Origin of the sequence: Neokomagataea tanensis (genome assembly GCF_006542335.1) — a bacterium.
GTDB lineage: Bacteria > Pseudomonadota > Alphaproteobacteria > Acetobacterales > Acetobacteraceae > Gluconobacter > Gluconobacter tanensis.
Genome location: NZ_CP032485.1, coordinates 1,382,155 through 1,407,141 on the forward strand (window position 1 = coordinate 1,382,155; position 24,987 = coordinate 1,407,141).

A 24,987-nucleotide genomic window follows, 5' to 3' on the forward strand; every position below is an offset into this window, starting at 1 on the left:
TCAAGTTGGGGTAGGGAACCCGTCAAAAACCTGTTATGGGGAACGTATGTTTTCCGAACTGATCGGTCGGCTTAACGCCGCCTGCGCCCGCCATGCCGTTACGGTTGTTGCTTTGTTCGTTCTGCTCGTTGCGGGTAGTGCCGGGCTAAGTGTCTTACGCTTGAGTGTGACGACTGACACCGGCAAAATGTTTGCAGATTCCTTGCCGTGGAAGCAGCGTGTGGCAGAGATGGATCGTCTCTTTCCGCAAGATTCGGACCAGCTCGTTGCTATTTTGGATAGCCGTATCCCGGAAGCCGGGCGTGAAGCAGCCCGCCAGTTGGCGCAGCTTTTGAAGCAGGACCATGCTCATTTCCGGACTGTGACCTTGCCGGAAGACAATGCTTTTTATCAGCAAAATGGTTTGCTCTTCTTAGAGCGCAAAGATTTGGAGCCGTTGCTGGATTCTGTTGTTTCTGCACAGCCGTTCTTAGGCACTCTAGCGGCTGATCCGTCTGCTCGCGGTTTGTACGGAGCTTTGGGTCTTGTGGGAGATGGCATTAAAGCAGGGCAGGGCGTTCCGGCTGGTTTTAACGCGGCGCTTGATGGTTTTGCGTCAGCTCTTGAGCAGGGAGCCCAAGGACACCCACAAGATCTGTCTTGGCAAAATCTCTTACTCGGCCAGTTGTCCAATTTAGGGACGGGGCATGAGTTCGTCGTTACGCAGCCGGTTATGGACTACAATGCTTTTGAGCCGGGCGAGGCCGCGACGACGGCTATGCGGCAGGCAATTGACAGTCTACCCCTCGTAAAAGCCGGGCAGGTTACCGGTTTGATTACGGGTGAAGTGAAACTCGGTGATGAAGAGTTCTCGACAGTCGCCCATGGGATGATTACCGGGCTGGTTATCTCTTTGACCTTAGTTGCCGTCTGGCTAATCCTCGCGGTTCGTTCCCCGCGGTATATCGTGTCTATTCTGCTGACATTGGTTGTCGGTCTGGCCTTAACGACAGGCCTGGCTGCGTTGGCCGTTGGTGAATTGAACATGATTTCCGTTGCGTTTGCCGTTCTGTTTGTCGGTATCGCGGTCGATTTTGCCATCCAATACTGCGTCAGGCTGCGTGGCCAGCGAGGGGAACAGGGACAAGTACTCAATTTGGGCGATGCTATTCGTCTGACAGGAGAGGAAAGCGGAGCGCAAATACTTGTTGCGTCGCTTGCGACGGCTGCTGGATTCCTTGCTTTTACGCCCACGCATTTCGTAGGCGTTGCGCAGTTGGGGCTCATTGCCGGTCTGGGAATGCTGATTGCATTTCTGTGTACTATGACGCTGCTTCCCGCATTATTAAGTCTGTTTCGTGCGCGGCTTGGACATGGAGAGCCGGGCATTGTTGCGCTGCGGCCTGCGGATGCTTTTCTAAGGCACAAGCGCGTGCGGGTTATGAGTGTTTTTGGGTTGTTAGGCGTTGTCGGTGTAGCGTTGATGCCGCTGCTGAAGTTTGATGCTGACCCGTTGCACACAAAAAACCCAAATACTGAGGGGATGAGAGCCCTTCATGTGCTTGAGGCAAATCCACTGACAACGCCTTATGGTGCACAAACGCTGGCAGCAAACGTTACGCAAGCCGCAAAAATGGCTGATGCGTTTTCCAAGCTTTCCAGTGTGCACGATGTGTTGTGGTTGGGAGCTTTGGTGCCTGAAGATCAGGAAACGAAGCGGGGCATGATTGCTGATACCGCCTCCATCTTGCTGCCGACACTAGACGTCAAGCCGATGGCCGCCCCCGATGCGCAAGCCTTGCGTGACGCTGCCGCTCAAGCCGCAGTAAAACTAGATGCGGTACAAAGTAAATTGTCGCCTGCATTAGAGCGAGTAAGGCAAGCCTTAAAGCGTCTTGCAACCGCGCCGGATGCTGTTGTCTTGGGGACGAGCCACGCTCTCACGCGGTTCTTGCCGGACCAGCTTGAAACGTTGAAAACTATTTTGCATCCTTCGGTCGTAACGATGGCATCAATCCCGGATGATATCCGTCGGGATTATGTTTTGCCTGATGGCCGGGCACGCCTCACAATTCACCCAAACGGCCACATGTCAGAAACGGCAGTATTACACCGTTTCGTTGAACAGCTGACAACAGTCACACCGAATCTTGCCGGCCCAGCAATAGAAATTACGGGTAGTGCACAAACGATCGTTACGGCGTTTCTGGTAGCTGCGGTGTCGGCGCTGGTGATGATTGCGGGTATTTTGCTGGTAGTGCTTCGTCGCGTTTTGGATGCGGCGCTGGTGATGGCACCTCTGCTGATGTCCGCCTTACTGACAGTTATTGTGATTGTTACGGTACCCGAAACATTGAATTATGCGAACATTATCGCTCTGCCGCTGCTGCTGGGCGTTGGTGTCTCGTTTAATATCTATTTCGTGATGAATTGGCGGAGGGGATTAAAGCGGCCTCTGTCATCACCAACAGCGCGTGCGGTGTTGTTCTCTGCGCTGACAACGGCAACGGCCTTTGGTTCTTTGGCGGCGTCAGAGCATCCCGGAACGGCTAGTATGGGCCGACTTTTATTAATGTCCTTAGCGTGCACCTTGGCATGCACGCTCGTGCTGGTTCCCGCTTTGCTGCCGAAACGTTCGGAAGATTCTGTCTAGAACGTGGCGCGTACTTAAAAGAAATGTGACAATTACGTCACATTTTAAAATATGGTTTCAAACTCTGTTACAATTGATATTGCGCAACCGAGACAAATACCCTCACTTTGAAACGTAATTTAGACTTAACGTTACAAAGTGAGGGGCCTTCATGGGCGCAGCATCGTTTCTGATAGGTACAAAATCAGTCAAAGGGAGCAATAAACGCGCCCAGTCGATTCTTAAAGTTATGCGGCCCTGTTGCAAAGTTGAATATCCTGTTGGAAACCGCTGCTGGTGTTAGCGTAGGGCTTGGTAGATGAGTGATTTCAAGGGGCGTCATTTTGGTGGTGAGGTGATCTTATGGGCAGTGCGTTGGTATTGCCGCTATGGGATTAGTTACCGGGATTTGGAAACCATGTTGGCCGAGCGGGGCGTGAGCGTTGATCATTCAACGATCTACCGCTGGGTTCAGAGGTATGCACCCGAGATGGAAAAACGCTTACGCTGGTATTGGAAACGCCCGGGGTTTTCCAGCAGCTGGCGAGTTGATGAGACCTACATTAAGGTCAAAGGGTCCTGTTGCAAAGTTCCGTTTGAGTCGCGTGGGCCCCGTTTGTTTCGATTTTCAAACGGTTTAGAAGCTGAATTGTCTTTCGATGAGACGCACTTCTCCCATGATACCCTCTTGGAACTGGAAGAGTTCAGCTTGTCCCTTTTTCAAGGCGCGCATAACCTCGAAGCCTTTAATGGTTGCATAAGCGGTTTTCAGGCTTTTGAAGCCACGGACCGGCCTGATCAGTTGTTTGAGTTTGCCGTGATCGGCCTCAATCACGTTGTTTAGATACTTCACCTGACGGTGTTTCACCGTGTCGGGAAGCTTACCGTTCTTCTTGAGTTCGTTGATGGCCCGACCATAGGTCGGCGCCTTGTCTGTGTTGATTGTTTCGGGCTTCTCCCACCTTCTCAGTCCGTTTAAAGCTTTGCTCAAAAAGCGTTTGGCCGCCTTGGCGCTCCGGGTCGGCGAGAGGAAGAAATCGATCGTATCACCGCCTTTGCCGATAGCACGGTACAGATAGGTCCATTTTCCTTTGACCTTAATGTAGGTCTCATCAACTCGCCAGCTGCTGGAAAACCCCGGGCGTTTCCAATACCAGCGTAAGCGTTTTTCCATCTCGGGTGCATACCTCTGAACCCAGCGGTAGATCGTTGAATGATCAACGCTCACGCCCCGCTCGGCCAACATGGTTTCCAAATCCCGGTAACTAATCCCATAGCGGCAATACCAACGCACTGCCCATAAGATCACCTCACCACCAAAATGACGCCCCTTGAAATCACTCATCTACCAAGCCCTACGCTAACACCAGCAGCGGTTTCCAACAGGATATTCAACTTTGCAACAGGGCCAGCGGTCGTCCGTTCTGATCGGTGACCGCATGGAGTTTGGTATTCATACCGCCTTTGGTGCGACCAATCAGGCGGCCTGGATCCCCTTTTTTAGCCGCAGGCTCGAAGCCGTGCGGTGCACCTTGAGATATGTCGCATCAATCATAATCGTCTGAGGCTCGGCTTTCGCAGCAGACAGGCCATCCATCATCCGCATGAAAATGCCCATGTCACCCCAACGTTTCCAGCGGTTGTAGAGCGTTTTGTGCGGACCGTATTCCCGGGGCGCATCACGCCAGCGCATACCATTGCGGTTCACAAAAATGATGCCGCTCAGCACACGGCGGTCATCAACGCGAGGTTTGCCGTGGCTCTTGGGAAAGAACGGCCGCAGACGCTCCATCTGTTCGTCCGTCAGCCAAAACAGGTCGCTCATCTTCAGTCTCCTCACAGAGCCTGAATCAGATTTCCGCAATCAAATCAATGGGTCCTGAGCCTAAGGCGACCTTTGCGGGGATGGATCCTACATGAGCCAGGAATACACGGATGACACCCGAGAATGGGTCGTGTGAGAGCGTTAGCGACGAGTAGAACGAAGAGATTACGGGCGGCAGAAAAGACAGAGACGCACCTATGACATCCCCGGGAGAGCGGAATTTCTGCATGAGTAATTTCAAGGAGCGCCATTTATACATTTCCTGGTCGATGATGGATAGATTGAGCTTCTATAAATCATAAATAGCATATAAAATGATTGATATAACCTCGGAGTATCAATCATGCGTTGGAATTGGCAGCGTCCAGACTGGCCGTATTTTCAGTTTGAGAAAAACTGCTTACGCGACGCTGAAACGAAATTCCTAAGAGGTTCAGGCGTCATCGTGGGTGCGATGCGGCATCTGGACACAGGTGCTAATCAACAGCTTGTCGTTCAGCTTATGTCGGAAGAAATGGTCGAAAGTTCCGCCATTGAAGGCGAAGTGCTTGATCGGGCGAGTGTACAATCATCGATTGCTCGACACTTAGGGTTCGCTGCAGACAGGCGCCGTTCTACTCCCGCTGAAGCGGGGGCCGCTGAATTGATGGTCGATCTCTATCAGCATTATGCCGCACCGCTAACAGACCAAAGCCTCTTTGTTTGGCATACCATGCTTATGAACGGTCGGCGTGATTTAGATGTTATTGGGGGATATAGGGTGCATGCTGAGGCAATGCAGATTATCTCAGGCCCTATCCATGAACCGCACATCCATTTTGAGGCTCCACCCTCTCAGGCTGTGCCTTCTGAGATGGCACAGCTTATTCTTTGGTTTAATAGAACTGCCCCAAGCGGGTCTGAACCTTTGCCCGCTATAGAGCGCGCTGCAATTGCCCATCTTTGGTTTGAAACCATCCATCCTTTTGAAGATGGCAATGGCCGTATCGGACGGGCTATTGCTGAAAAAGCATTAACGCAAAGCCTTGAAGGACCGACGCTGACCGCTTTGGCAGCAACCATCAATACGCACAAAAAAGCATATTATCTCGAACTGAACCGAGCCAGTAAAACAAATCAGATAGAGGATTGGATGATCTGGTTTTCTCAGATTGTTCTGGAAGCACAGTCTCAAACGCTTCAGAAAATCCAGTTTTTGATTGAGAAGACGCGTTTTCTGGACCGCTGGCGGGGGAAGCTCAATGCTCGACAGGAAAAAGCCATTCTTCGCATGTTGGCAGAAGGTTCTGATGGATTCCAGGGTGGTCTGAGTGCTCAAAATTACCGGTCCATTACAGGAGCGACATCAGCCACTGCCACGCGTGATCTGGCAAATCTCGTGTCACTTGGTGCTCTTCATCGAACGGGAGACAATAAATATGCTCGGTATTCGCTTTGTCTCGGATAACTGAGGATTTCATCCCTCGCAAATGTACCAAGCGCGACATAAAGTTTTTTAGTTGTCCGGTTGAAACGAGGTAACGACACGAAAGTGCCTTTCATGCCCTGCCATAGGTTGTGGGCATCTGTCCGCAAACGGACGGTAGTGTTGAAAAACTCATGGTGAAGAGTGAAAGTGTTGCCAAGCCACTGCGACATAAGTGCAGCGTTCTTGCCTCAGGTGGATAAGGCAGGTGCTCCGGGAGGTATCAGTTTCGCCATTTTGCGGAGATTTTGGGCAGCTGCGGCGAGATGGAACTCATCACGGGCGCCGTTTGGTCCTCTGAGCCTCAACCGATCGATCTTCAAAATGCGCTTGAGGTGAGCAAACAGCATTTCGACCTTCTTTCGTTCTCGTCTGGAGATAATATAGGCGTCGGTTAAAGCAATGTCGCGAGCCATATCACGAGCGCCTTCATGAATAGAGCGCAGAACCTTACGACTGGGCTGATTGGGGCAGCATTTTGGTTTGAAAGTGCATACGTCGCACGCCCGTTTCGACGAACGGTATCGAAGTAGGTTGTCGGGAGGGGCATTTGGTTGATCCGAGTTGATCTTGCGCCACTGCTGCTTCAGTTCCTGTCCTCCAGGACAGATGTAAAGATCGTGCACGTGGTTATATGTGAAATCTCGACGTTCGAAAGTCCCGTCCTGCCGGGCAGATTTGTCGAAGACCGGAATGTGAGGTTCGATGCCACGCTCATGAACCAGCCACGCAAGATTTTCAGCGGATCCATAAGCTGTATCCGCAGCTAGCCTTTCGGGCCATATTCCAAATGTTTCCTGCGTACGCTCTATCATTCTGCGTTGCGCCGTAACCTCGGCCTGCCGGATGGCTGTCGTGGTTTCTACATCCATGATGACAGCCGATTTAAGGTCAATGAGGTAATTTGTGCAGTAGGCATAATAAGCAAGGCCACCGCTTGCAGCGTTCCAACGTGCCGCAGGATCGACCGGAGAGATATATTTTGGTTGCACGGGCGTAGCAGACCCAAATGCAGCATCGTCCAGCACCGAGAAATACTCCCGCACAGCACGTTGGGCTGCCTCGATCGGCAGTTTATCTGAGCTCGGAACACTGCGCTGCCGATTGGCGTCGGCCTTGATCGTGCTGGCATCGACCGCAAAGCCTTCACCGCCCACCAGTCCCTTGGCGATGCACTGCCGGACGGTCATTTCGAACATTTGGCGAAGCAGATCACTCTCCCGGAAGCGTCCGTGCCGGTTTTTCGAGAATGTCGAATGATCAGGCACAGGGCCGTTGAGACCAAGGCCACAGAACCACCGGTAGGCCAGGTTAAGATGGACTTCTTCACATAGCCGTCGCTCGGATCGAATCCCCATCACGTAGCCAACGATTAACATCCTGATGATCAGCTCGGGATCGATTGAAGGCCGCCCCGTACCGCTGTAAAATGGGCGCAGATGCTCACGCAGGCCGTCCAGATCGACAAAGCGATCAATTGAACGCAAAAGGTGGCCAGTTGGCACATGATCTTCAAGACGGAACTCGTAGAACAGTGCCTCCTGTATTTTCGTTCGATCACCCATCATTTGCAGGTTCCTCCTGCGAAGAGTGAATCAGTGCTTCACTCTCAAAGCAAGCGCGACTTTTTCAACACTATCGGGGGGGAGCGGAAAGTCGGCTTTGTGTTGAAAAATATGATAAAGCGGCCATTACTTTCTCCTTACGAAGCGGTACTTCAAATAATCAGAGGCGTATTATTGCGGTCCAAGCGTAGAGGATGGATAGAGTTTGCAGGCAACACGCTCCATGGTTAGCCCCTGCACAATAATCGCAAACACCACTACGCCGTAACATACAAGCAACAGCAGTTCCCGCAAGTCTCCTCAGTAGCTAGAGTTAGCGAGCATGCTTATTGTCAAATACATCATTTGATACGCCAAATCGCGCCGGATTTCTTAAATCTAATATTACAGTATTTCGGAAAAAAGCGGCGTTTCCTACCAAGCCATCGGCTCCACGATTAGCGATTATAGCTGTTAATGTATCAGAGCTCTGATAAACCACCGGCCTACGCAAAGTGAGAGGGCCAATAGTAACACCGTCTTTCATGATTTTGCTTATTATTACAGAGCTTTTACCGTCGTATGTTCTACCTGGAATGGCTGGTGCGTCTGTGGTGTCGCCATCCATATTATCCCAAATAACAGGCGGTATTTGGATCGTAAAAAGGCTAGATCCCGTATCGAACAACAGGTGGTCGAATTTTTTACTTCCCACACTTCCGGTTATGTAAAATGTATTATTGTGTATTGAAGCGTTATACCAAGAGAAATTCTTAATATCGTCTTTATTATTTAAAACACATACACTCTTATGAGGGTAGTCTATGACTACAATCTGACCTATAAATGTATTCAACCCCATATGACCAATTATTTTATTGCCGTCAATTTTTTTCTTACGATCGATACTTAAAGAGAGGTGACTCCAACACATGTTCCCAGCACAAAAAGAATTTGGCACCAAACTATTTTGGCTTTCAGTGGTCAGATGCAGTTGATCAGAAATTTCTCCATACAACGCAGTGGTAGGCGCGCCTGTATCAAACTGCAAAAACCCGTTCTGCCCGTTGACTTCCACAGGTACCATCATACCTACCTTCTTTCGAGGTAATTCAGGTGAGCCAACCCAAATAAAATCGAAGCATCCAGAGTGCGGATTAGATGCGGGCTCCGCACAAAATGCCGAACCAAAGAAGAAAAGACAACAAAAAGCGCTTAATGCTCTTAGAGAATTTCTTTTACGTGTCGTATAATCGCACATAAAAAACACTCCGTATATGACAATGCCTAAAAAAATCGGTAAGTCAGACCCTGTGTATACCATACGTTGCGACGGAGACGATCGGCCTTCGATATCAGGTGTCGAACATGACGGCTGCACTCTTCATAGTAACTACTATGACTGAATATCGAAAAGCTACAAACGACTTGGATATGCGGATCGAAACGAACGTCGACATAAAAATGCTGACACGATTATATTAGAGCCCTTTTGGAAATTGAGCGTGAGGGGTTTTCAGGGCGTGTTGCGTGTGATTCACACTCAGGATGTGGACGCCAGAACAACGAGGCCGAATGGCCGACATTACGCGCAAGACGAAGCGTTATCCGTCTGATCTGACCGATGAGGAATGGGAGCGCATAGCGCCCCTGATGCAGCCTTTGAACCGGCGTGGCCAGAAACGAGCAACCGATTTTCGTGAGATCATCAATGCGCTGCGTTATCTTGTCCGCTCAGGCTGTGGCTGGGAAATGTTGCCTGTTCATTTTGGTCCATGACAGACCGTCTATTGGTGGTTCCGCAGGCTAATGCGCCGTTTCCTGTTTCAGGCCATCCATGATGTCTGCCTGATGCTCGATCGTGAAGCCGCGGGACGCGAGGCGGTGATGTCACGTTAAGTTTTTTGCTTTGAGTATGGTTGTATTTGAGTGATTTCAAGCTGCGAGAATAGTCGCGGTATTCCACTGGGCGAAGGCTTGGAGACGATGAATGTGTCGTGAGAGGGCATTGGCGTTAGCGGCGGGTGGAACGAAGAAATTACGGACGGCCGAGAAGACGGTTGATAACCTCTGACATCCGCCCGGAGATCGGAACCTTTGCATGGTTCGTTCCCGTTTTCGTAGCGGTAAATGGCTGTTTTCCGCTCGATTGTTCAGCCCTTTGCGGGAAAGGTGTTGGACAGACAAACGGAGTTCGCACTTTGCGGCCCCGTAAGAGCTCAGCTTATCCGTGATCATCCGCCGGGGGCGCACGCCCTGCTTGCGCAAAAGGCGGGTCAGGAGACGCTTGGCGGCCTTGGTATTGCGCCGTTTTTGTAAGATTTCATCAAGGATATAGCCGTCTTGATCGACAGCGCGCCAGAGCCAATGAATGTGGCCGCTAATCACAACCCTGACTTCGTCCAAATGCCATATATCGTCCCGTTTGGCGCGCTTGCGGCGCAGACTGCGAACATACTCCGCACCAAACTTCAAGCTCCAGCGACGGATCGTCTCATACGATACCACAATCCCACGTTCGAGCAGCATTTCCTCAACCAAACGAAAGCTCAATGGAAAACGGAAATACAACCATACCGCATGGGCTATCAATTCACGCGGGAAACGATGCCGTTTGTAACTCACTGGTATTTTACTCATCGGCGTCATCTAGTAGGCCAAACTTAACGTGACATCACCGCGCGCCTTGAAAAAGGGACAAGCTGAACTCTTCCAGTTCCAAGAGGGTATCATGGGAGAAGTGCGTCTCATCGAAAGACAATTCAGCTTCTAAACCGTTTGAAAATCGAAACAAACGGGGCCCACGCGACTCAAGCGGAACTTTGCAACAGAGCCCGAGGAAGTCGGTGATCAGATCTCGCGTCGAGTGCGTCTTTGTCGATCAAAAATCACAGACAAGACTGTTCGTCCGAACCGTAGGCTTAACGCGGGCCACTATGAGGATCAATCTGGCCAATATCGTCCATAATATACGCCGCTTTCTCCTCCTGGAGCGGATTAACGCCGCTCCGTAGCAATCCAGAGTATGAAACCCTCTCTTTGCTCATAGCGCAGGGTGAAAACCAGGACCAGGAACCAGAAATCAAGCGCAAGGGCAATCAATCAAGGGCTCTTCGAACTCTCCAATATCAATCAGAAATATTATGTAAATTAATCATACTAAAAGAGGAATCTTTTTGTATTTTACTTACATATTCCTTTATAAAATCCAAATTTGATTTATTGTTAAAATTTTTATTTATAGAAATCCACCCTTCTACATCCCAAATAAATTCACTATTAGGGTTTTTAATTAAAGAAGACCACCCTTCTACAGGGTCACTTGGTATTGTATTTTTCTTTTGATCCTTTGAAGGTTCATTCGATAATGACGATGGCGTCATGATTAAAATACCAATTAACTCACCTTCACGTGAAAATATGTGGCCTACAAAGGTGCCAGTACACGCTCTTGGTTGACATGTTGTAAAAAATACGAGGTTGGAAATTTCCTGATTTCCATTTGGAACAGTATTTGATTCAGCCGTTTTGTACGTAGATATAATATCATCCTTAGTATTTTTAGATAATTTATTAAAATATTTTGTCTTTAACAAACTAAATTCGCAATCTTCGAAATTATTAAATTCTCTACCTGAAAGAGACATCAGATAATCATTAAAATCTATATCTGAAAACCTTGTATTCGAATTATACCTTCTAGGTATTTTTGCTATTATTTCTTTTAAATAGATAGGAAGCCTTTTGTAATTACAAAAATTATTTATTGGAATATCTTTTTCTTTGGAAAAAGATATTCCAATATTTATTATATTGAATATTATCATAAATATAATTAAGGAAATTTTAATCATTCTACTTCTCCAATAAGTCTCATATTATCTAATGATCGGGAATCTTTAATTCCAAAAATTTGTTTTATATTATCTGATGCTTTTTTATAGTTTTCTGTACGGAAACTAGTCCATAATTGGTGCTTTGCTACAGCTGCGTTATCCTTACTAGAAACATAACCAAATCCTGACCCCATAACATATGACAAATCTATAATTGCAGTTTGTGCCTTAGGCTCAGGACTCATAGCCAGAAGATGACGATTGCGGCGAGGCAGACGGCTGAGAAGAAGACGGTCGGGCATCTGTCGTAGCGGGTTGCGACCCGCCGCCAGTCCTTGAGCCTTCCGAACATAATCTCGATGCGATTGCGGCGTTTATATTTTCGCTTGTCGTATTTGACCGGTTTTCCGCGAGATTTCCGTCCTGGAATGCAGGGCTTTATACCTTTCTCTTCCAGGGCGTCCCTGAACCAGTCGGCGTCATACCCGCGATCTCCCAGCATCCATTGTGCTGCAGGAAGACTGTCCAGCAGGGCAGCGGCACCGGTATAATCGCTGATCTGCCGCGCAGTCATGAAAAAGCTCAGCGGTCGTCCGTTCTGATCGGTGACCGCATGGAGTTTGGTATTCATACCGCCTTTGGTGCGACCAATCAGGCGGCCTGGATCCCCTTTTTTAGCCGCAGGCTCGAAGCCGTGCGGTGCACCTTGAGATATGTCGCATCAATCATAATCGTCTGAGGCTCGGCTTTCGCAGCAGACAGGCCATCCATCATCCGCATGAAAATGCCCATGTCACCCCAACGTTTCCAGCGGTTGTAGAGCGTTTTGTGCGGACCGTATTCCCGGGGCGCATCACGCCAGCGCATACCATTGCGGTTCACAAAAATGATGCCGCTCAGCACACGGCGGTCATCAACGCGAGGTTTGCCGTGGCTCTTGGGAAAGAACGGCCGCAGACGCTCCATCTGTTCGTCCGTCAGCCAAAACAGGTCGCTCATCTTCAGTCTCCTCACAGAGCCTGAATCAGATTTCCGCAATCAAATCAATGGGTCCTGAGCCTAGTGCCGTGGAGGGTTTTTCCCGCTGGGATAGCTTTCGGTCCGCATTTGCTAAAAGTCTTCCATATTATCAAACCGGCTCTGTTGCAAAGTTAATTTTTCGGCTGATTTCAGGTCGACACAAAAATCCAAACACCTATAAAATCAGTAAGTTATTTTTATCGGAATCAACACGAAAACGGCAATTTTAGAACTTTGCAACAGAGCCAGTGCGTCTCATCGAGAGACAATTCGGAGTTTACACCGTTTGAAAATCAAAACACAATGGATCCACGCGACCCAAATCTAACTTTGCAACAGGGCCTTTTGGAGGCGGTTAACCAGAAAGGTATTAAATATGAAAATAAAAGAAAGTTATATTTTAAAAAACTCTTGGATAATTATTGTATCTGGAGGTATTTTCATTATTTCTGGAGAGCAGATAGTATCCGGAAAAATAAATGTGATTTTTTCTATTATTCTTATGTCTTCTTCTATTTTAATGTCATTGGGAGTACTGATATCCGCCACAAAGAGGCGAGGTTAAAGATCGGCCCTGTTGCAAAGTTCTAAAATTGCCGTTTTCGTGTTGATTCCGATAAAAATAACTTACTGATTTTATAGGTGTTTAGATTTTTGTGTCGACCTGAAATCAGCCAAAAATTCAACTTTGCAACAGAGCCGCGCCAGATTATGACCGATGCCTTTCTGGCGATTTTACCGGACTTAGAGGCCATCTATTCAGATTAATCTCGCATCGCGAATGTCCGATATTGGATAACTATGAACTGATAGCCGACCTTCGGCTTAACCCCCCTATGCGGACGTAGTATAGACCAAACGGATCGAAAAGCTAACGTAACGATAATAAGTACTTCGCCATAAGTGATTGCTTCCGTTCACTGCAACTGCGCTAGGCTCAGGACCTATTGATTTGATTGCGGAAATCTGATTCAGGCTCTGTGAGGAGACTCAAGATGAGCGACCTGTTTTGGCTGACGGACGAACAGATGGAGCGTCTGCGGCCGTTCTTTCCCAAGAGCCACGGCAAACCTCGCGTTGATGACCGCCGTGTGCTGAGCGGCATCATTTTTGTGAACCGCAATGGTATGCGCTGGCGTGATGCGCCCCGGGAATACGGTCCGCACAAAACGCTCTACAACCGCTGGAAACGTTGGGGTGACATGGGCATTTTCATGCGGATGATGGATGGCCTGTCTGCTGCGAAAGCCGAGCCTCAGACGATTATGATTGATGCGACATATCTCAAGGTGCACCGCACGGCTTCGAGCCTGCGGCTAAAAAAGGGGATCCAGGCCGCCTGATTGGTCGCACCAAAGGCGGTATGAATACCAAACTCCATGCGGTCACCGATCAGAACGGACGACCGCTGAGCTTTTTCATGACTGCGCGGCAGATCAGCGATTATACCGGTGCCGCTGCCCTGCTGGACAGTCTTCCTGCAGCACAATGGATGCTGGGAGATCGCGGGTATGACGCCGACTGGTTCAGGGACGCCCTGGAAGAGAAAGGTATAAAGCCCTGCATTCCAGGACGGAAATCTCGCGGAAAACCGGTCAAATACGACAAGCGAAAATATAAACGCCGCAATCGCATCGAGATTATGTTCGGAAGGCTCAAGGACTGGCGGCGGGTCGCAACCCGCTACGACAGATGCCCGACCGTCTTCTTCTCAGCCGTCTGCCTCGCCGCAATCGTCATCTTCTGGCTATGAGTCCTGAGCCTAGCTTAACGCGTTACTATGATGCGATTATGGGGCGTTCGTTCCAGTTGAATATCGGAGCACATTTCTAAATCTGCAAACCTCGCAGTAGGTTTGTTGTGGGGAGGTTTGGGCCTCCCCTTTTTTATTACGGGTGCTCTAGAGCGTACCCTCGGAAATGCGAAGAAGGCGGTCGGGCTTTAAGACATCGATTTGGGTAATGCTGTGGATATTGATCAGCCCCTCGCGTTTGAAGTGGCTGAAAACCCGGCTCACTGTTTCGATCGTTAAACCAAGATAATCTGCAATATCACTGCGCGGCATGGGGAGCGTAAGCGTTTTGCCTGTGCTGGAATCTTGAGCGCTTACTCTTGGGTGGCAGCCGACGCGCTCAACCAAGAAACTAGCCAGGCGTTCTTGCGCGGTTTTGCGGCCTAGAAGAGTCATACGTGCGTGGCTGCGAGCCAACTCGCGCGAGGCCTCAATGCGAAGGCGATGCTCCAGATGCGGAAAGCGTGCCGTTAATCGTTCCATTGCGGCATGTGGAAAGCGGCAAAGCTGCGTGGAGGTTAATGCCTCTGCGCCGAAAGCGTATGACATTTCAGCCGCCAAGCCTAGAAATGATCCACGCTCAGCAAAGCCGGTCACTTGTCGTCGGCCATCGGGCAGGAGTGTGAAGAGGCGTATTGTACCTTCAGTAACAACGAAAAAGTCTCGTGCGGTTTCGCCCTCTTCTATGAAACCACGACCAGCGGGCACGGTCATACGCGAGGATTCACGGGCGAGAATGCCAAGGTCATTTTCGTTGATAACGTCACAAATACTGTACTGGCGGCCCGCGCAGTGCAAACAGCGATCTTCTGGGTCTTCGTGGCCGGAGGGCATGGGCATGGCTGCGCAGAGTCCTTCTGTAGCGCAATGGGCCCCTGCGGAGATGCTTTTGGCATTGGTGGGAAATGTGCACAGCAAAGCCATAGTCGTGTCATCCGAGCGTCTGTTGTTCAGAGGCCTATGAGTTAAATCTACAAAACACTGGTGAGTTGATCTAGGTCAAGGCCGGGGGAAGTTCAGAGGCGCTTTGTGAAGACATTCAGAAGTAACTGGAATGTGTACCATGAAGACCTCGCCACTATTATCCCGCATATTGGGCGTTTCTGCTGCGCTCGTTGCATGTGTTCCGTTTTATGCGCAGGCTCAGGCGCCAGCTTATGTAAGCGCCCCTATGGTTACGCTGAATGCGCCTGCATATCCGGCGCATGGTGCACAGGCTTGTGGGTTATTTGAGACTTGTGCCACGACGAAACAGGGCTTGGGGAAAGGGGATTTCTTGATCCGCCTTTCTGCTCTTGGTGTATTGCCGCAAGATACGTCTTCTCGTGTTGGAGTTATTGGTGGCCGCGTTTCGGCATCGAACCAAGTGATGCCTGAATTGACGTTCGAGTATTTTTTCACGGACCATATTTCTTTGGACCTGATCGCTGCGAGCACAAGACATCAGCTTGCTGTGCAGGATTCAGCGCTTGGCAAAGTTGATTTGGGCAGTACGTGGGTTCTGCCGCCAACAGTTACTCTCGCTTGGCATTTTCGTCCGCATCGGCGTTTCAACCCCTATGTGGGCGTTGGTATGACTTTGGCCTTCTTTTACGACATCAACCCTGCCGGTGGTGCCGTGCAAAAGCTGGATTTGAGGACGACCGTAGGCCCAGCTGCAAACGTTGGGTTTGATTATCAAATCGCGGGGAACTGGTTCGTGAACGTTGATGCCAAACAAATGTTTTTAAGTGTTCCGGCATATATCAATGAGCGTGGCGGCGGGGTGGGGCCGTTTATTCATGCGAGAGATAGCCTTAATCCGACGACTGTAGCGGCAGGCATTGAATATCGTTTCTAAGCTGAAAGGTAATATTGAGTTACATTTGGCCTCTCCCATAATCTCGGGGGAGGCTTTTTTGTGGTCTGTCGGTCACATGAAATTTTTGCAACATGTAACATCAGGGTCTTGCCAAATCCGCCCTATATGCGCCAGTGACCGAACCATACATGGGCATGCTCATAATAGTGTGTCTGACACGGGTCTGAGCACCTTGGGGTGTTCATGCTGATATTCCGGAACCGTGTTGTATGATGCGGGCTACATTATGAGCGGGGGTTATCTGTAAATATGCGCGGTTCTCGCGGCGGCACATTGGTTAAATGCTTGATGTGTTTGGCTCTTTTAATTGTTGGTTATCTCATCGGTCACCGCTCGGTCTCTCCGAGCTACAAGACGGATCTAGAGCCAGCTATGTTTACAGTTGACCATGGCGCGCTTGTTGTGCGCTCGCAGAGCCCTCTGCGAAAACGCTTGGTAGTTGCCGCGGTCACGCAGGCGGACGACGTGGCGCATCTGTCTGTGCCGGCGCAGGTGATGGTGCCACCGGATAAACAGGTGAATGTTTTGTCACCCGCGACCGGTTTGATAACGCAGGTTTTGGTCCAGTTGGGCCAACGCGTAACGCGCGGGCAGGTACTGGCTACTATTGCTGCTGGAGACTTGGCGCAGGCGTGGGCAGATGACCGCAGAGCCAAAGCCGCTTTGGACTTTACACGACGCGCTTTTGAGCGCGCCCGAGCCGTACAAGCGGCGGGTGGCAATGCGGTAAAGGATTTACAGTCTGCGCATAACGATCTGGAGCAAGCCGAGGCGGAAGCCGCACGTGCTGCGCAACGCGTACAAACATTAACGAGTCGGCCAGATTACGCTGCGCAGGGCTTGGTGGCACTTATTGCTCCGGTTGATGGGTTTGTGGCGTCCACCAAGATGGCTCCGGGTCAGAATGTGACGGACGCAACCGCTGTACAGATGACGCTGGTTGATTCATCAACCGTGTGGGTCGCAGCATCTGTACCGGAAGGACATATTGCTGCTTTGACCAATGGCGGGAAAATTAGCGCGGCGTTTCCGGCATTGCCGGGCAAACGTTGCGAAGGAGATATCCTGACACGTGATCCGGCGCTCATGCCGGATACTCGGCGTTTGAATCTTTACGTATCTTGCTTGAATGCTGATGGGCAATTGCGCCCCGGCATGTTTGCAAATGCGGAAATTGCTGTCCATGAAGCGGGCGCTCTGATGATACCCAAGACGGCGCTTTTGATGAATAACGATCAGGTTTCTGTTTTCGTGCAGACCGCGCCGGATACGTTCCGCCGTCGTTATCTCAGTATTTCTTACGATGAGGGCGATAATGTGCGCGTCCTCTCGGGTCTTTCTGCTGGCGAACAGATTGTGAGCAGCGGCGCTATTCTTCTGAACGACGACTGATCGGATAGTTTCAAGGTTATGATTGAACGTTTCATCGGTTGGTGTTTCGGGCACCGCGCTGTCGTTTTTACCGTTGCCGTTTTGCTGGCGATTGCGGGCGCTATTGCCTGGCAGGTTCTGCCTGTTGAGGCATACCCGGATCTCGGTGCTGTCAACGTTGTTGTGACTACTCAGCAGCCCGGCCTCGCTGCGGAGGAGATGGAGCAGCAAGTGACCATCCCGCTTGAGCGGACGTTGGCGACGGTTCCGAAGGTTACGGATAGCCGTTCCACCAGCACATTTGGTCTCTCACTAATTACGTTGATCTTCAAAGACGGCACGGATGTTTATTGGGCACGACAGCAAGTCGAGACCATTTTGGCGAATAACCCGCTAGCCAATGGTGCACAGCCGACTTTAGGCCCGATTTCTGGCATCACGGGTGAGATTTACCGTTACACGCTAGAGTCTGACGACAAAAACCTGATGGAATTATCTGACCTGCAACGCTGGGTCGTCATTCCGGCTCTGATGCATGTTCCCGGTGTGGTCAATATTGACAATTTCGGTGGATTTACACGCGAGTATCAGCTCGTTTTGAAGCCAGAAGCTCTAGTGCGTTATGGTATAGCCCTTGGCGATGTTGAAACCGCTATTCGCAACAATAATGTGAATGCAGGCGGTGGACGTGTCACGCGTGGGGAGCAGTCTTATATCGTCCGCGGTATAGGCATGATCCATTCTTTGGAAGATATGGGCAATATTGTTGTTGCTCAGCGTAATGGCTTGCCTGTTTTCGTGCATGATTTAGGCACGGTAGAATTTGGACACCAAGTGCGTGAAGGTATTTTGGGTAAAGACCAAAACTCCGACACGATTGAAGGTGTTGTGGACATGCTGACGGGTGAGAATCCCTCACTCGTGTTGCAGAACCTGCATGCCCAGGTTGATGCCTTGCAAAAGCGCCTAGCGCCGCAACACGTACGGATTGTCCCATATATAGACCGCGACAATCTCGTGCAGGCTACGACCCATAAGGTCACGGAAACGATGATCGAAGGGATTGTGCTGGTCGGGGTAATTTTGACGCTCTTTTTGGGTAGTCCGCGCAGCGCTATCGTAACGGCTGTGACTATTCCGATGGCCCTTGCCGTCGTTTTCACAGTGATGCACGTGCTTGGCATGTCCGCCAATTTGTTCTCACTTGGTGCAATTGATTTCGGCGTTATTGTCGATGGCGCCATTGTCGTCACAGAGACAATTTTGCGCCTGCGTGAAGACAAGCCTGACGAGAGGCTAAGTAGTGCGGATGTGCTGGTCGTTGCGAAGCGGGCAGGGCACGCAATCTTTTCTGCGACGCTTGTTATTGTTCTCGCATATAGTCCGCTTTTTGCCTTTGAGGGGAGTGAAGGTAAGCTTTTCCGGCCAATGGCGTATACGGTCAGCTTTGCTTTGTTGGGCGCGTTGCTCTGTGCGCTGACATTAATACCTTCCCTGAGTTATCTCGCGCTACGCAAGCCAAGCAAAATTTGGCATAATCGCCCGCTTGAGTGGCTGCATGAACGCTATACGCGGACTTTGGGTCATTTTATCGACCGTCCGTTTTTTGCCTTTGCAGGTGGTGCCGCAGCGCTGGTTGCTGTTCTGGTTTTGGGCGTATCCATCGGGCGGGAGTTTTTGCCGGATTTGGATGAGGGCGCACTCTGGCTGCAAGTCCAAATGCCAACGGCTATTTCGATGGAAAAGGGCGAGCAATACGCCAACGAAATCCGTGATGTCATTCGCGAATTCCCTGAGACATCATACGCGATTACTCAGCTAGGCCGCTCTGACGATGGGACGGATCCATGGACACCATCGCATATCGAAATGCCCGTAGGCTTGAAACCTTACGACCAGTGGCCCCCAGGTGAAACCAAGGCGCAGTTTGTTGCGCGTTTGCGTGCGCGTTTGTCACGCTTGCCAGGTATTGATTTTGGCATCAGTCAGCCGATCCAAGATCAGATGAGTGATCTGGTTGGTGGCGCGCATAGTCCGCTCGTTTTGCGTATCTACGGAAATGATTTCCAAGAATTGCGCCGGATCGGGCAGCAGGTCGTTGACATCTTGCATCAAGTGCCGGGTACGGCAGAGGCCTCTATTTTCCAAGAGCCGCGTATTCCGCAGATTGGGGTACAGGCTGATCGCCTGGCTGCCGCACGCTACGGCATCAATGTGTCAGACATTGCCGATATGGTGTCCAGCGCGATTGGTGATGCGCCGCTGACAACCGTGTACACGGATGATCGTTTTTACAACGCCACGCTGCACGTGCCGCAGAGTAAAAAAGAAGATTTGGAATATATTAAGCAATTACCGCTGCTCGATTCAGCAGGTGCTTATGTTCCGCTAGAGCAGGTGGCTGCTGTTGGGCTGCATATGGGTGAAAGTAATATTGCCCATGAAATGAGCCACCGCCAGATTACCATTCGTGTGGATAATGGGGAGCGCCCGCTGTCTCAATACCTGGCAGATGCGCAGGCACGTATCGATCAGGCTGTGCATTACGATGCAAAGCAGTATTCTCTTGAGTGGGCAGGCTCTTTCCAGCAGCAACAGCGCGCACAGAAGCGCTTGAGCGTCGCGCTGGCTGTTATGTTCGCAGCGATGCTTGTGCTGCTTTACGTCGGCTTTGGTCAGTTGCGGCACGCTCTCTTGATCTTAAGTGTTGTACCACTGGCGACCTTAGGTGGATTGATTGCACTGCATATTCGCGGAGAAACCTTGAATATTGCTACGGCGGTGGGGTTCATTGCACTCTTTGGTGTGGCCGTTCAAAACGGAATTATCATGATTTCCAGCATCAATCGCCACCGCTCTGAGGGAATGTCCGTACGGGATGCGACCATAGCGGGTGCAGGCGAGCGGTTTCGCCCGGTACTTATGACTGCGACGGTAGCAAGTGCCGGGATGCTGCCAGCAGCAATGGCGACGGGCATCGGCACGGACGTACAGCGCGGCCTTGCAACGGTGGTCGTCGGTGGTTTGGGTATTGCAACATTGCTGACGTTGTTTGTTTTGCCTGTTTATTTCACCGAGCTTGAACTCTGGATTGAAAGCCGTGCTGCACGCCGCCCGAAGCGTCGGGACGATGAAGGGGAGGTTCGCTCATGAAAAACGTGACGATGAAGCGGGCCTCACGTTTGATGCTGGCATTATGCGCAACGGTGAGTGTAGCCGGATGTGCAGTAGGGCCAGACTCAACGCCTCCGAAAATGGCGGATAAGTTGGGTTACCAAGCGCAGTCGGTACGGGACACGGCAGGTGCAGCGGCAACTGGCCTGAACGCCCCCCAGCATTTTGTCCAAGGGCATGACGTGTCCGGGACATGGTGGGAAATTTTTGGCAATGCACAGTTAAACGCTCTGGTTTTGCAGGCTCTGGATAATAACCAGACGTTGCTTGGCATGCAGGATGCGTTGAAAGCTGCGTGGGAGCAGCGCCGTGTTGAAGGCGCGTCATTATACCCGTCTGTTTCCGGGCAAATGATGGTGACACGTAACAAGACGTCCTATGCACTGTCGAACGTGCCGTTTGCCAATCAGTGGTTGTACAATCTTCATACGCTGCAATTAAATGTGGGGTATGTGCCTGATCTGTGGGGCGGCAACCGCCGCGCCATACAGGCAGCTGGCGCAGATGCCGATGTGCAGCGTTTCCAAGTGGAGGCGACGGCACTGACTATGATCACTAATTTGGTGGAGTCTGTTCTACAGGAAGCAGCAATCCGCGCGCAGATTGATGCGACGACTACCCAAATTGAGACACAGCGCCATACGCTGGGGATTATCACTGCGCAAAATCGTTTGGGCGATACATCGCAACAAGATATCGCGGCCCAGACTGCCTCTGTTGCACAGCTGGAAGCGAGTTTGCCGCCCTTACAGCAGCAATTGGAGCAGACGCGCCACCAGATCGCAGTATTGGTTGGTCAGTCGCCAGATGCAGCCTTACCTGTCTTTACGTTGGATCAATTCACATTTCCGGCCCAGCTACCTCTGACGCTGCCGTCAGAGCTGTTAAATCAGCGGCCAGATATTCGTGCGGCTCAAGCGCAGATTGATGGTGCTGCCGCGCGTGTTGGTGTGGCGATAGCAAATCGTTTGCCGAACGTGCAGCTAAGTGCGCTGCCGGGTCAGGTGGTTGGCAAATTTACAGAGTTTTTTACGCCGAGCTTTAGCAACTGGTTTATTGGTGCGACTTTAACGCAGCCCATTTTCCAAGGCGGTTCGTTGCTGCATGCTGAGCGTGAGGCACGGGACAATTTGTTGCAAGCGAACGAGTTGTACAAAGCAACAGTGCTGAGCGCCGTGCAAAATGTTGCGGATACGTTATCGGCATTGCAAGCGGATGCGTCGGCGTTGCAGGCTAACCAGAAGAATTTTGACGCTGCGACCAAGAGTCTGAAGATTGCTCAGGCCCAGTTACGCTTGGGTGATGTAAGTCTCTCAACATTACTGCAAGCGCAGCAGGCGCAAGCGCAGGCCCGCGTGGCGTTGGTGCAGGCGCAGGGCGCACGTTTTTCGGATAGTGTGGCGCTCTTCCAGGCGCTTGGTGGCGGGTGGTGGCACCGCAACGATTTGGGCATGAGCCCGCAAGAGCAAAAAAAGCTCGGTAAGTCTCTCGTTCCGTGGTGATGGGTTTATGGGGGGCGTGCCAGCATACCCCTCATAAACCGTAAGAACGACTTGAGATGCTGCTCTCCGCAGAGGGCATGCGCACAATACAGACTAAAAAAGAGCGGCGGATGATGGGCGTATAAAAATTAACGCTCCGGTCGTGTCGCGCCGCATGTTTCGGGAACTCTTCAGCGCGGGGCCGGTCCTTGTGATCGGATGTGTCTATGAGCCGTTTGGATCGTTTGTTTCAGCTTTTGTTCGGTGCGTTCTTTACGCGCTACAAAACGGATAGGCGCTTTCGGCGAAGAGCCATTTTGGAAACATTCCGGTCTTCTTCCGGCAGCAAGCCTGACAAAGCCTTGCGTTACGTTTCACGTGCGATGCGTCGGGCCGCGCAAGATGATGTTATGGAGGCGATAGCGCGGTTGTCGTCGCATACTGACGGCCTGACCGAGGGAGAGGTTGAGCGTTACCGCAAGCGTTTTGGGCGCAATACAGTCGATTTTGAAGCTGCAATGCCATGGTGGAAGCATTTGTGGCAGTGCTATCGCAATCCGTTCAATATTTTACTGACTGTCTTGGCTGTTCTGTCTGCTTTGACGGGTGATCTCAGGGCCACCATCATTATTGGTATTATGGTCCTGTTGAGCACTTTTATCCGTTTTGTACAGGAAAACCGTTCTAATCAGGCAGCAGAACGCTTGAAAAATATGGTGAATACGACGGCATCTGTTTTGCGCCGTCCGCCTAAAAACGAGGTAAATACACGCAAAAATTCTGGATTTGATCTGCATTTAAAGAGCGATGTACGGCACGTTGAGCTACCAATCCATGACTTGGTCCCCGGCGATCATGTCGTATTATCAGCCGGGGATATGATACCCGCAGATTGCAGGGTACTGACGGCAAAAGATTTATTTGTCTCCCAAGCTGCGATGACGGGAGAGGCCCTGCCCGTAGAGAAGTTTGCGTTATTGTCTCAGCCGTTTGAGACGGTGTTTGACGCAGCTAATCTCGTGTTTATGGGAACCAATGTTGTGTCTGGTACAGCCACCGCTTTAGTGGTGGCGACAGGACAGCACACCTATTTCGGCAGGTTGTCTGAGCGCTTGGGGATGCGCGATCGAAACCCGACGGCGTTTGAGGCAGGTGTCAATGGTGTTAGCTGGCTGCTCATTCGTTTTGCGCTAGTTATGGCTCCTATCGTATTGCTGATAAATGGCTTTACGAAAGGCAGTTGGGTCGAGGCCTCGGTTTTTGCACTGTCTGTAGCCGTGGGGCTGACGCCCGAAATGTTGCCTATGATCGTGACCTCGACGTTGGCGAGAGGTGCTGTCGCGCTGTCGCGTAAAAAGGTTATCGTCAAACATCTCGATGCGATCCAGAATTTCGGCGCCATGGACGTGCTCTGCACCGACAAAACAGGCACTTTGACGCAAGACCGTATCGCGCTTGAACGCCACACAGATGTTTTTGGTGGCATATCCAATGATGTGCTGCGCTATGCGTATCTAAACAGCGTGCACCAAACCGGGCTGAGAAATCTGCTGGATGATGCGGTGTTGCAGCATGTAGAATTGCAGCATGACCTGCTCACGGCGCAGGGTTATCAGAAAATCGACGAGATACCGTTTGATTTTGAACGCAAACGTATGTCGGTCGTAGTGGAGGGGCGAACTGGCGAAAGAACCTTAATTTGTAAAGGTGCGTTTGAAGAGGTCCTGTCCGTTTGTGAGGGTGTGAAGCTAGGCGCAGAAAATGAGAGCGCTGCTTTAGATGAGGATATGTCCGAACGGATACGGGCTGCTGCTGCGGATTTGAACCGGCAGGGTTTGCGGGTGGTTGCTGTGGCTATCCGTCAGGCGCGGGGCGGTCAGTCGGTTTTTCAGGTGTCGGATGAAGCTGGCCTGACGTTAGTTGGCTACATGGTCTTTCTGGACCCACCGAAAGAGAGTTCTGCGCCAGCCCTCAAAGCATTGGCGACGCATGGTGTCTCGGTGAAAGTCCTGACCGGGGATACGGAGTTGGTTGCTCTACATGTCTGCCGTGAAGTTGGTCTTGAGCATTGCCGTTATCTACTGGGCGTGCAGATCGACAAAATGAATGATGGGACGCTGGCCCATGCCGTGGAGCGGCATCAGCTGTTTGCCCGTCTGACCCCTGCGCATAAAGAGCGGATTGTTGGAGCATTGCGAGGCAATGGGCATGTCGTGGGCTTCATGGGGGATGGAATAAACGATGCGCCGGCGTTGAGGGCTGCGGATGTCGGTATTTCAGTTGATACTGGGGTAGATATCGCGAAAGAAGCTGCCGATATTATTTTGCTCGAAAAAAGTCTGATGGTGCTTGAGCAAGGGGTCTTGGAAGGGCGGCGGACCTTTGTGAACATGCTCAAATATATCCGCATGACGACGAGTTCTAATTTCGGAAATGTTTTTTCGGTTTTGGTTGGTAGTGCGTTTTTGCCGTTTTTGCCAATGTTGCCGCTGCAATTGCTGGTTCAAAATCTGCTGTATGACCTTTCACAGGTCGCTCTGCCTTTTGACAATGTCGATGATGGCTTGGTGAGTAGGCCTCTGAAGTGGGACCCTCGGGATATAGGGCGCTTTATGCTCTTTTTTGGCCCTTTAAGCTCTGTGTTCGATATTGCGACATATGCCTTACTGTGGTGGGGGCTCGGGGCACAAGACATAGCGCATCAGGCATTGTTCCAGTCGTGCTGGTTTGTGGAGGGCCTCCTTACGCAGACTTTAATCGTACACATGTTACGCAGTCCTAAATTGCCTTTCGTACAAAGCACAGCTGCCTTGCCACTGATTGTGGCAACGTTGACAATTATTGTTGTCGGTATTGCGCTACCACTGAGTCCTTTGGCGGGATCTTTCGGGTTTGAGCCACTGCCGAAAGCGTTTTACCCGTGGCTTCTGCTTATTATACTGGGTTATGCTGCGCTAACGACAGTCATGAAGAGATTTTACGCGCGCCGTTTTGGCTGGGTGTAAAG

16 protein-coding genes and 6 pseudogenes are annotated in these 24,987 nt (G+C 50.8%); 12 read left to right on the top strand and 10 right to left on the bottom strand.

All coding sequences use genetic code 11. The annotated features are described in order from the left end of the window. The first annotated feature begins 46 nt into the window (after window positions 1–46). On the top strand, window positions 47–2,632 hold the full coding sequence (locus D5366_RS06380; protein ID WP_141492760.1) for an MMPL family transporter: 2,586 nt from the start codon (window positions 47–49) through the stop codon (window positions 2,630–2,632). A 298-nt stretch (window positions 2,633–2,930) separates the two neighbouring features. Further along, a pseudogene (locus D5366_RS06385) lies at window positions 2,931–3,188 on the top strand (IS6 family transposase); the annotation flags it as partial. A 60-nt stretch (window positions 3,189–3,248) separates the two neighbouring features. On the opposite strand, the gene D5366_RS06390 reads toward D5366_RS06385, so the two are convergent. Continuing rightward, complete coding sequence (locus D5366_RS06390) at window positions 3,249–3,956, bottom strand: IS6 family transposase (protein ID WP_141492761.1); 708 nt, start codon at window positions 3,954–3,956, stop codon at window positions 3,249–3,251. 58 nt (window positions 3,957–4,014) lie between these two features. After that, window positions 4,015–4,436: pseudogene (locus D5366_RS06395) on the bottom strand (IS5 family transposase); the annotation flags it as partial. 343 nt (window positions 4,437–4,779) lie between these two features. Here D5366_RS06395 and D5366_RS06400 point away from each other — a divergent pair. Continuing rightward, complete coding sequence (locus tag D5366_RS06400) at window positions 4,780–5,883, top strand: Fic family protein (protein WP_141492762.1); 1,104 nt, start codon at window positions 4,780–4,782, stop codon at window positions 5,881–5,883. Window positions 5,884–6,092: 209 nt separating this feature from the next. Here D5366_RS06400 and D5366_RS06405 read toward each other — a convergent pair whose 3' ends face one another. The 3 genes and pseudogenes from D5366_RS06405 to D5366_RS06415 all read right to left on the bottom strand — a co-directional run bounded on the left by D5366_RS06405 (window position 6,093) and on the right by D5366_RS06415 (window position 8,706). Next, the gene (locus tag D5366_RS06405) at window positions 6,093–7,469 is read right to left on the bottom strand and encodes an IS1182-like element ISGdi16 family transposase (RefSeq protein WP_141492763.1); all 1,377 of its coding nucleotides are present in this window, start codon (window positions 7,467–7,469) and stop codon (window positions 6,093–6,095) included. A gap of 168 nt (window positions 7,470–7,637) precedes the next feature. Further along, window positions 7,638–7,766 (bottom strand): annotated as a pseudogene (locus D5366_RS12130) (cation:proton antiporter); the annotation flags it as partial. 13 nt (window positions 7,767–7,779) lie between these two features. After that, window positions 7,780–8,706: a pepsin/retropepsin-like aspartic protease family protein gene (locus tag D5366_RS06415; RefSeq protein ID WP_141492764.1), complete on the bottom strand. Its 927-nt coding sequence runs from the start codon at window positions 8,704–8,706 to the stop codon at window positions 7,780–7,782. Between the two features lie 287 nt (window positions 8,707–8,993). On the opposite strand from D5366_RS06415, the pseudogene D5366_RS06420 reads away from it, so the two are divergent. After that, window positions 8,994–9,329 (top strand): annotated as a pseudogene (locus D5366_RS06420) (transposase); the annotation flags it as partial. 51 nt (window positions 9,330–9,380) lie between these two features. Here the strand turns inward: D5366_RS06420 and D5366_RS06425 are convergent. After that, window positions 9,381–10,094, bottom strand: a complete 714-nt coding sequence (locus tag D5366_RS06425) for an IS6 family transposase (RefSeq protein ID WP_170211057.1) — start codon at window positions 10,092–10,094, stop codon at window positions 9,381–9,383. A gap of 31 nt (window positions 10,095–10,125) precedes the next feature. On the opposite strand from D5366_RS06425, the pseudogene D5366_RS12255 reads away from it, so the two are divergent. After that, window positions 10,126–10,218, top strand: a pseudogene (locus D5366_RS12255) (IS6 family transposase); the annotation flags it as partial. 67 nt (window positions 10,219–10,285) lie between these two features. Beyond that, window positions 10,286–10,459 (top strand): annotated as a pseudogene (locus D5366_RS06435) (IS5/IS1182 family transposase); the annotation flags it as partial. Window positions 10,460–10,573: 114 nt separating this feature from the next. Here D5366_RS06435 and D5366_RS06440 read toward each other — a convergent pair. From D5366_RS06440 to D5366_RS06450, 3 genes are all read right to left on the bottom strand, one after another. Continuing rightward, window positions 10,574–11,299 (bottom strand): hypothetical protein, encoded by a 726-nt coding sequence (locus D5366_RS06440; protein ID WP_141492766.1) that lies wholly within the window; start codon window positions 11,297–11,299, stop codon window positions 10,574–10,576. Next, window positions 11,296–11,526, bottom strand: coding sequence for a hypothetical protein (locus D5366_RS06445; protein ID WP_141492767.1), 231 nt, complete (start codon window positions 11,524–11,526; stop codon window positions 11,296–11,298). The genes D5366_RS06440 and D5366_RS06445 overlap by 4 nt, the downstream gene beginning before the upstream one ends. Beyond that, a protein-coding gene (locus D5366_RS06450; protein ID WP_141492768.1) for an IS5 family transposase occupies window positions 11,523–12,280 on the bottom strand; the annotation gives its coding sequence in 2 pieces (ribosomal slippage) (window positions 11,523–11,959 and window positions 11,959–12,280; 759 coding nt in all). Before D5366_RS06450 ends, D5366_RS06445 begins: the two co-directional genes overlap by 4 nt. Window positions 12,281–13,296: 1,016 nt before the next feature. On the opposite strand from D5366_RS06450, the gene D5366_RS06455 reads away from it, so the two are divergent. Continuing rightward, a protein-coding gene (locus tag D5366_RS06455) for an IS5 family transposase (RefSeq protein ID WP_141492768.1) occupies window positions 13,297–14,054 on the top strand; the annotation gives its coding sequence in 2 pieces (ribosomal slippage) (window positions 13,297–13,618 and window positions 13,618–14,054; 759 coding nt in all). Window positions 14,055–14,201: 147 nt separating this feature from the next. On the opposite strand, the gene D5366_RS06460 is transcribed toward D5366_RS06455, so the two are convergent. Further along, window positions 14,202–14,933: a Crp/Fnr family transcriptional regulator gene (locus tag D5366_RS06460; RefSeq protein ID WP_240775194.1), complete on the bottom strand. Its 732-nt coding sequence runs from the start codon at window positions 14,931–14,933 to the stop codon at window positions 14,202–14,204. 223 nt (window positions 14,934–15,156) lie between these two features. Between D5366_RS06460 and D5366_RS06465 the strand changes: the two genes are divergently transcribed. From D5366_RS06465 to mgtA, 5 genes are all read left to right on the top strand, one after another. Then, window positions 15,157–15,933 (top strand): OmpW/AlkL family protein, encoded by a 777-nt coding sequence (locus D5366_RS06465; protein ID WP_141492769.1) that lies wholly within the window; start codon window positions 15,157–15,159, stop codon window positions 15,931–15,933. A gap of 270 nt (window positions 15,934–16,203) precedes the next feature. After that, window positions 16,204–17,346 carry an efflux RND transporter periplasmic adaptor subunit gene (locus tag D5366_RS06470; RefSeq protein WP_141492770.1) on the top strand — a complete coding sequence of 381 codons (1,143 nt, stop codon included), beginning with the start codon at window positions 16,204–16,206 and terminating at the stop codon, window positions 17,344–17,346. A gap of 18 nt (window positions 17,347–17,364) precedes the next feature. Beyond that, a complete protein-coding gene (locus tag D5366_RS06475; protein WP_141492771.1) occupies window positions 17,365–20,478 on the top strand; it encodes an efflux RND transporter permease subunit in 3,114 nt (1,037 codons plus the stop codon). Beyond that, window positions 20,475–22,001 (top strand): efflux transporter outer membrane subunit, encoded by a 1,527-nt coding sequence (locus tag D5366_RS06480; RefSeq protein ID WP_240775195.1) that lies wholly within the window; start codon window positions 20,475–20,477, stop codon window positions 21,999–22,001. The genes D5366_RS06475 and D5366_RS06480 overlap by 4 nt, the downstream gene beginning before the upstream one ends. A 206-nt stretch (window positions 22,002–22,207) precedes the next feature. Continuing rightward, window positions 22,208–24,985 carry a magnesium-translocating P-type ATPase gene (gene mgtA, locus D5366_RS06485; protein ID WP_141492772.1) on the top strand — a complete coding sequence of 926 codons (2,778 nt, stop codon included), beginning with the start codon at window positions 22,208–22,210 and terminating at the stop codon, window positions 24,983–24,985. Window positions 24,986–24,987: the final 2 nt, after the last annotated feature.

Bases quoted from the DNA above. Each gene is read 5' to 3' on its own strand.
- mgtA (WP_141492772.1), top strand. From the start codon at position 22,208: ATGAGCCGTTTGGATCGTTTGTTTCAGCTTTTGTTCGGTGCGTTCTTT.
- D5366_RS06425 (WP_170211057.1), bottom strand. From the start codon at position 10,094: ATGACGCCGATGAGTAAAATACCAGTGAGTTACAAACGGCATCGTTTC.
- D5366_RS06475 (WP_141492771.1), top strand. From the start codon at position 17,365: ATGATTGAACGTTTCATCGGTTGGTGTTTCGGGCACCGCGCTGTCGTT.
- D5366_RS06415 (WP_141492764.1), bottom strand. From the start codon at position 8,706: ATGTGCGATTATACGACACGTAAAAGAAATTCTCTAAGAGCATTAAGC.
- D5366_RS06380 (WP_141492760.1), top strand. From the start codon at position 47: ATGTTTTCCGAACTGATCGGTCGGCTTAACGCCGCCTGCGCCCGCCAT.
- D5366_RS06470 (WP_141492770.1), top strand. From the start codon at position 16,204: ATGCGCGGTTCTCGCGGCGGCACATTGGTTAAATGCTTGATGTGTTTG.
- D5366_RS06480 (WP_240775195.1), top strand. From the start codon at position 20,475: ATGAAAAACGTGACGATGAAGCGGGCCTCACGTTTGATGCTGGCATTA.
- D5366_RS06465 (WP_141492769.1), top strand. From the start codon at position 15,157: ATGAAGACCTCGCCACTATTATCCCGCATATTGGGCGTTTCTGCTGCG.
- D5366_RS06405 (WP_141492763.1), bottom strand. From the start codon at position 7,469: ATGATGGGTGATCGAACGAAAATACAGGAGGCACTGTTCTACGAGTTC.
- D5366_RS06445 (WP_141492767.1), bottom strand. From the start codon at position 11,526: ATGAGTCCTGAGCCTAAGGCACAAACTGCAATTATAGATTTGTCATAT.
- D5366_RS06440 (WP_141492766.1), bottom strand. From the start codon at position 11,299: ATGATTAAAATTTCCTTAATTATATTTATGATAATATTCAATATAATA.
- D5366_RS06400 (WP_141492762.1), top strand. From the start codon at position 4,780: ATGCGTTGGAATTGGCAGCGTCCAGACTGGCCGTATTTTCAGTTTGAG.
- D5366_RS06460 (WP_240775194.1), bottom strand. From the start codon at position 14,933: ATGCCCATGCCCTCCGGCCACGAAGACCCAGAAGATCGCTGTTTGCAC.
- D5366_RS06390 (WP_141492761.1), bottom strand. From the start codon at position 3,956: ATGAGTGATTTCAAGGGGCGTCATTTTGGTGGTGAGGTGATCTTATGG.